At 36.2% G+C, this 7,663-nt stretch carries 3 protein-coding genes; all 3 read left to right on the top strand.

Annotated features, from left to right (window positions below; translation table 11 throughout):
• A partial coding sequence (locus AC1RRN_RS06765; protein ID WP_492966576.1) for an HYR-like domain-containing protein occupies positions 1-4,603 on the top strand: 4,603 nt, incomplete at its 5' end.
• 166 nt (positions 4,604-4,769) lie between these two features.
• Positions 4,770-5,687 carry a PorP/SprF family type IX secretion system membrane protein gene (locus AC1RRN_RS06760; protein WP_492966575.1) on the top strand — a complete coding sequence of 306 codons (918 nt, stop codon included), beginning with the start codon at positions 4,770-4,772 and terminating at the stop codon, positions 5,685-5,687.
• An 11-nt stretch (positions 5,688-5,698) separates the two neighbouring features.
• Positions 5,699-7,621 (top strand): OmpA family protein, encoded by a 1,923-nt coding sequence (locus AC1RRN_RS06755; RefSeq protein WP_492966574.1) that lies wholly within the window; start codon positions 5,699-5,701, stop codon positions 7,619-7,621.
• The last annotated feature ends 42 nt before the right edge of the window (positions 7,622-7,663 follow it).

Raw genomic sequence — 7,663 nt, 5'->3', positions numbered from 1 at the left:
AACCTATACCAATACCTGGATTGCCAAAGATGTTTGCAACAATACTTCCACAATTTTCACACAAACAATTACCATTGAAGATAATACTGCTCCAACATGGATAACAGCAGCTACTGCCCTGGACGTTACTTTACAATGCAGTGACGCGCAAGGATTAACAGCTGCCCAAAATCAGGCACCCGTGGCTACTGATAATTGCGCCGGAACAGTAACCTATACCAAAACAAGCGGTTTGTTTGTGGCTTCTCAGTCTTGTGCCAATGCAGGAACTTATACCAATACCTGGATTGCCAAAGACGTTTGTAACAATACTTCCACAATTTTCACGCAAACAATTACCATTGAAGATAATACTACTCCAACATGGAACAATGCAGGTACTGCACTGAATGTAACCTTGCAATGCAGCGATACACAAGGATTAACTACCGCACAAAGTCAGGCACCCGTGGCTACCGATAATTGCGCCGGAACAGTGACCTATACCAAAACAAGTGGTCAATTACAAAGAGGAGCTTGTGGAAGTACCGGAACTTATACCAATACATGGATCGCTAAAGATGTTTGTGGAAATACTTCAACAACATTTACACAAGTAATTACAATTCAGGATAGTGCTGCTCCAAATTGGATTACAGTAGCTGGAACTTTAAATGTTACTTTACAATGTAGCGATACTGTAGGTTTAAATGCTGCTCAAAATCAGGCACCTGTTGCAAGTGCAAATTGCACGGTAGTTACTTATACTAAAACTAGCGGTGTATTTGTTCCTTCACAATCATGTGCCAATTCAGGTACTTATACTAATAGCTGGATAGCAAAAGATGATTGTGGAAATACTACGAGTACTTTCATTCAGGTAATCACCATTGAAGATACTACTGCTCCAACATGGACTACGCAAACAGCTTCCTTAAATAGAACAATAGAATGCAGTAATACACAAGCTTTGGCATCGGCGCAAGCCTTATTTCCAAGTGCTACGGATTTATGTGATTCTAATGTTTCAAATATTGTAAAAGTAAGCGGTCAGTTCGTAGCTTCTCAAACCTGTTCAAATGTCGGAACTTACACTAATACATGGACTGTAAAAGACGATTGTGGAAATACTTCCAACATCTTTACTCAGATAATAACTATCGAAGATACTACTGCTCCAGTATTTACTGGCGATCTTCCACAAAATATGACAGTTTCATGTGATGCAGTTCCGGAACCCGCTACAGTAGAAGTTTCTGATAACTGTAATGGAGATTTACCAATCGTATTTTCTGAAATCAAAAGCAATATTCAAAATGGTTGTAGCACCAATTATACTTTGACCCGTAAATGGACAACAAGTGATTGTGGTGGAAACCAAGCTTCATATACACAAATTATAAAAGTAGAAGATAAAACAGCTCCAACAGGAACAGCTCCTGCAGATGTTGCTAATTTGCAAAGTATCGCTGATATTCCGTCAGGAAGCCCAACTGATATTAAAGATGCGGCTGATAATTGCAGCACAAATATAAATATTACAGTAAGCGACTCTAATAATGAAGGAAGTGGTTGCGAAGGAAATGCTTACATCTTAACCAGAACATATACTTTAACAGATTGCGCCGGTAATAAAACCGAATTAGTACAAACTTTCACTGTAGAAAATAAAGTTTCTGTATCTGGTGTCGCTTCAAATGTAAGTTGTTTTGGAAAAAGTGATGGTTCAATTTTAGTGACTAATAGTCCTGGATCAACTGTTGTTATTACAAATGCAAATAATGAAGTTGTAGGGAACACTAATTTACCAGCCGGAACCTACACACTTACAGCAACATCTTCTGTAAACAGCGGAAATCAAACTTGTACTGCTACAGCTACAGTAACTATAACTCAACCTAGTTATACTATTAAAATATCTGGACAGGTAATAAATGTAGATACCAATGCACCTATTGCCAACGTACCAATAACATTGCTTCCACAAGGAACAACTCCCGGACCAATATTGTTTCGTTTAACAGGAGCAGATGGAATGTATAGTTTCTCAGGTATGGTTGCCGGAAGTTATTTAGTTCAGGTTCAAGACGCTAATCTAAATAGTGCTTATCAATTATATCCTGTAGATTCCAGTTTATTTTTCACTACTCTTGAAGATTGTAAATTTCAGGTACATAATTTCGAATATGGAAAATCAAAACTTCCTGTTTTAGGAGATTATGTTTGGTATGATACAAATGGCAATGGAATTCAGGATGAATGGTATGACGCCAATAATGATGGGGTTGTAACTAAAAATATTCCGGACAGCGAAGGTGCTATTGATTACAGTCTATGGGAATGGATCGATTTTAATGGCGATGGAAGTTATGTTGGCCCACAAAACACAGGTGAATTAAATGCCGGTGGTTTTGGAAATGCCTTAAGTTCAAATGTTATTATTGATGGGCCAAATGGATATCATGACGATGTGATCGTGGGAATTCAGGGATATTGGAGAAACAGACCTGAATCTGAAAATCCTTATGGACAATACAATGTAAAATTAGTTCGAGATGCGAATTTTGATGCTGTTGCAACTGCTTTAGGAGTTACAGGATTAGTAAAAGTGCTTCCATCGATCACAAACAAAAAAATTACATCTAAAACTAATAAAACACAATTACACACGGTTTGTCAAACCACAACTGATGGTGGATATATCGTAAATGTAACACCTGAAGATTTAGTTCATTTAGATATTGACTTTGGCGTAAATTGTAAAGAATACAAAGATATTGTTGCCAATGACGATAGTGCAGGCCCATTTGCTGGTGTTAATCATACCACAACAAATGTACTGAATGTGTTGCCAAATGACACAATTGAAGGTGTTGTGGTAACAGCTTCAGATGTGATAATTACTACGGTAACACCAAATGAATTTTTACAATTAAATCCTGATGGTTCGGTAGATATTTTACCAAATGCTCCGGTAGGTACCTTAACAATGGTTTATCAAATTTGCGAAGCAGATCAAACTTCAAATTGCGATACTGCAACGGTAACTGTTACCATCGTAGCACCAGTCATGACTGTTACAGCAACATCAATTTGTATAAATGATGTTCCTTATGTCGATTATGTAGTAACACCTGGAAACTTCACTCCTGTAAATGGTGTAACAATTGCATGGGCAGACAGCAACAACAAAGTTATTACTACTATGAACAACTTACCATTGACTGGACGTGTATTATGGCCTGGAGCTGTAGTCGATCAAGCCGGAAATGGCGTAGACTGGCCAGGATGGTTATTCCAAAATAATCAATGGATACAGGGTGCTGATGGTTTCGAAACATTGCGTCCTACAGCAACTTTAACTATATCTGTAAATCCGTCACAAACTATAGTCGTAAATTATCCACCGGCAGATCCTTATTGTATTGCCAGACCAACATTTGCAATCGTTGCCAATGATGATACAGCCGGACCAATAAGCGGCAATACCGGAGGAACAAACGTGATCAATGTTTATACAAATGATACCTTAAATGGTAATCCAATTAATCCGGCTGATGTAACCCTTACAACAGTTACACCAGATCCGAAAGGAGCGTTGACATTAAATCCTGACGGATCAATAAATGTGGCTGCTGACACGCCTACCGGAACGTATACACTAACCTATCAAATTTGTGAAAATGCTGATTTTGGAAACTGTGATACTGCAATAGTAACTATAAATGTTGTCAATGTGCCGCCAGTAATTAATGCCCTTGCCGATACTTATAGTGTTACCTGTAATGGATTTGGAGCTGTTGGAAATGTATTAAGCAATGATAGGATTGATCTTGCTCCGGCCTTAATAGGATTATTAAATTTCACCTTGCTTCCTGGCACTCAAGGTAATCCAGGAATTACCGTTGATGCTTCAGGAAATGTAAATGTTGCAAGTACAACTCCTCCCGGAACCTATAACTATGAGTATCAAATTTGTGTCAAAAAATATCCAAATGTTTGTGCTACAAGATCCATTACTGTAACGGTTCTTCCAAATATCACAAACATTGCGAGTGAGGCTTGCGCCGATGATTCTACACTTGTTGATTTGATGACATTGTTACCAGAAAACACACCAAGAACCGGAACCTGGACTGACACAAATAATAGTAATGCATTACAAGGAAGTACTCTTAATCCATTTGGTCTTCCGTTAGGTAATTATGTTTTTGAATATAAAATTGCCGATCAAAATTGCCCAAGAAGCATATTGCTTTCAATGGAAATAAATGATGACTGTAAAGTATTACCATGTACAAATGTTGTGGTACACAATGCTTTCTCTCCAAATGGTGATGGAATAAATGATGTGTTTACAATTGATGGTATTGATGAAACAACCTGTTATCCAGAAAATACGGTTGAAATTTATAACCGTTGGGGAATATTAGTATTTGAAACTTCTAATTATAACAATACAACCAACGCATTCGACGGAACTTCCAGAGGAAGAACGACTGTCAATAAATCAGACGGGCTGCCAACTGGAACCTATTTTTACATTGTAAATTATAAATCCTTAGATGGAAACAATGTAATGCAATCTAACAAAAAGGATGGCTATCTATATCTGTCAAAATAAAGATACTAATATATGTAGTTCGCTGTAAATACTTATTTTATAGCGAATTACATAATAATTAATAAAAAAAATCCTTAATTTTGAGTAAGCGAGTGTATTGACTTTTATTTCTTAGAAGTTTTCTTAATAAAAATCGATAGTAATAATAAATAATAAAATATCTACTATGAGAACAAAATTATTTTCCTTCGTCATAATGTTTGTTACAATTGCAGGTTTTGCCCAGCAGGACGCTCAATATACGCAATACATGTACAACACTATAAATATCAATCCTGCCTACGCAGGTTCTCGTGGAGCATTAAGTATTTTTGGTTTATATCGCACACAGTGGGTTGGACTGGATGGGGCTCCTGAAACCAGCAGTTTTTCAGTTAACACACCAATAAACAATAGTAATCTGGGAATTGGGGCTTCGCTTGTAAACGATAAAATTGGACCAACTAATGAAAATAATATATCTGTTGATCTTTCGTATACTGTTCAGACATCAGCCAATTTCAAACTTTCCTTTGGTATAAAAGGAACTGCTAATATCTTCAATTTAGATGTTACTAAATTGAATCCTGCAGACCAGGGAGATCCTCAGTTTCAGGATCTCGACAATAAATTTTCTCCAAATGTGGGAGCCGGGGTTTATTGGCATTCTGATAAGGCATACATAGGTTTATCTGTACCTAATTTTATTGAAACCAACCGATATGATGATAATGATGTAGCTATTTACAAAGATAAAATCAATTATTATTTGATGGCCGGTTATGTATTCGACCTCGATAAATACCAATACATAAAATTCAAACCTGCAGTACTTACCAAAATGGTAGAAGGCGCACCTCTTCAGGTAGATTTATCAGCCAATTTTATGTTCTATGACAAATTTGTAGTGGGTGTTGCTTACAGATGGAGCGCTTCTCTTAGTGCTATGGTAGGATTTCAAATTACAGACGGACTTTATTTAGGTTATGGTTATGACCGTGAAACCACAAACTTAAATAATTACAATTCAGGATCGCATGAAATATTCCTTCGCTATGAATTCTTCAAAAACAATGGTAAAATGACCACTCCTCGTTTCTTCTAAAAACAATGATTATGAAAAATTATATACTTCTTTGCCTGACAATTGTAAATGTTTTTTCATTTGACAGTTATGCACAGCAATCCAAAATAAATGCTGGTGACAAAAAGTACGACGACTATGCTTATATCGATGCTATTAAAACTTATGAGAAAGTAGCAAACAAAGGATATAAGTCTGAGGATATGTTTAAAAAACTAGGAAATGCCTATTACTTCAACTCAGATTTTGCCGGAGCTGCAAAATGGTACGGTGAACTTTTTGCCATGAACACTACCGTTGAACCAGAGTATTACTACCGATATGCCCAGTCTTTAAAATCAACTGGAGATATCGCAAAAGCAAATCAGCTGTTAGATGAATTTAATGCCAAAAACAAAACTGACAACAGGGCAAAACTTTATGAGAAGGAGACAAACTATCTTGATCAGATTAAAGCCAATTCAGGGCGTTATACTATCGAAAATGCCGGAATTAATTCTAAATATTCAGATTACGGAACCTTTGTTCATGACAATAAAATATACTTTGCCTCTGCGCGTGATACGGGTAATTTCTCGCAACGCAAACATAAATGGACAGGAGAATATTTCACTAATTTATATATAGCTGATGTTGATTCGGCAAAAGTTAAAAAATTCAAAACCGATCTAAATACTAAATTTCATGAGGCCACACCGGTTTTTACCAAAGACGGTAAAACGGTTTATTTTACCAGAAACAATTACGTTGACGGAAAAAAAGGAAAAGATGACGAAAAAACTACTTTAATCAAAATATACAAAGCCACACTTGAAAACGGAAAATGGACCAAAATTACTCCATTACCTTTTGCCAGTGATAATTATAGTACAGCACATCCTGCATTAAGTCCCGATGAAAAAACTTTATATTTTGCATCTGATATGCCCGGAACGTTGGGCCAGTCTGATCTTTATAAAGTAAATATAAACGACAGTGGTGCTTTTGGAACTCCGGAAAGTCTTGGAAAAAGTATTAATACAGAAGGAAAAGAAACATTTCCGTTTGTAACCGATGAAAACGAAATCTATTTTGCCTCAGACGGACGCCCTGGACTTGGAGGATTGGATGTATTTGCCGGAAAAATCGAAAAAGATGGAACTATAAGTGATATCCAGAATCTTGGAGCTGATGTCAATTCACCAAAAGATGATTTTGCCTATATTATTGATCCAGTTTCCCGAAAAGGCTATTTCAGTTCTAATAAAGATGGCGGACAAGGATCTGATGATATCTATAAATTTGTAGAGAATAAGGCACTACGATGTATTCAGGAATTAAATGGTACGATAACAGATTCTGAAACAAGTGCTATTTTACCGGGAGCAAAAGTTTCACTTTATGAAAATATGGTAGTAAAAAATACCACAATTGCAGATGGCAGCGGGAATTATAAATTTCCGGTTGATTGTGGTAAAACCTATAATGTTAGAGCTGAAAAAGAAGAATATGCAACCAAGGAAGTTAGCATAACAATTGGAAAATTGTCAGGAAAAACAAGTTTACCGATTGCCTTAGATCCTGTAACCTGTAAAGTAACAATTGGTGATGATTTAGGAAAATGCTTCAAAATAAAAATGATTTATTTTGATCTTGACAAATCAAATATTCGACAAGAAGCTGCAATTGATTTAGAAAAAATATTGGTTGTCTTAAATGAAAACCCAGGTATGAAACTGGATATCCGTTCGCATACAGATAGCCGTGCAACTTTTAAATACAACGAAGCCTTATCTGACAGAAGAGCAAAATCTACTATACAATGGCTAATCAAAAATGGTATCAAGGCTGATAGATTAACCGGAAAAGGTTATGGAGAAACTCAACTTGTAAATAAATGTGCCGATGATGTACCTTGTACTGAAGCTGAACATCAGGAAAACAGACGTAGTGAATTTATTATTACTGCCTTGTAAATTATAATTAGTTAATTAAGATTTTCATACATGTTAAAAAAG

This window comes from Flavobacterium sp. GW821-FHT11G01 (assembly GCF_058808175.1).
This window is presented reverse-complemented; position numbering and strand designations above follow the sequence as displayed.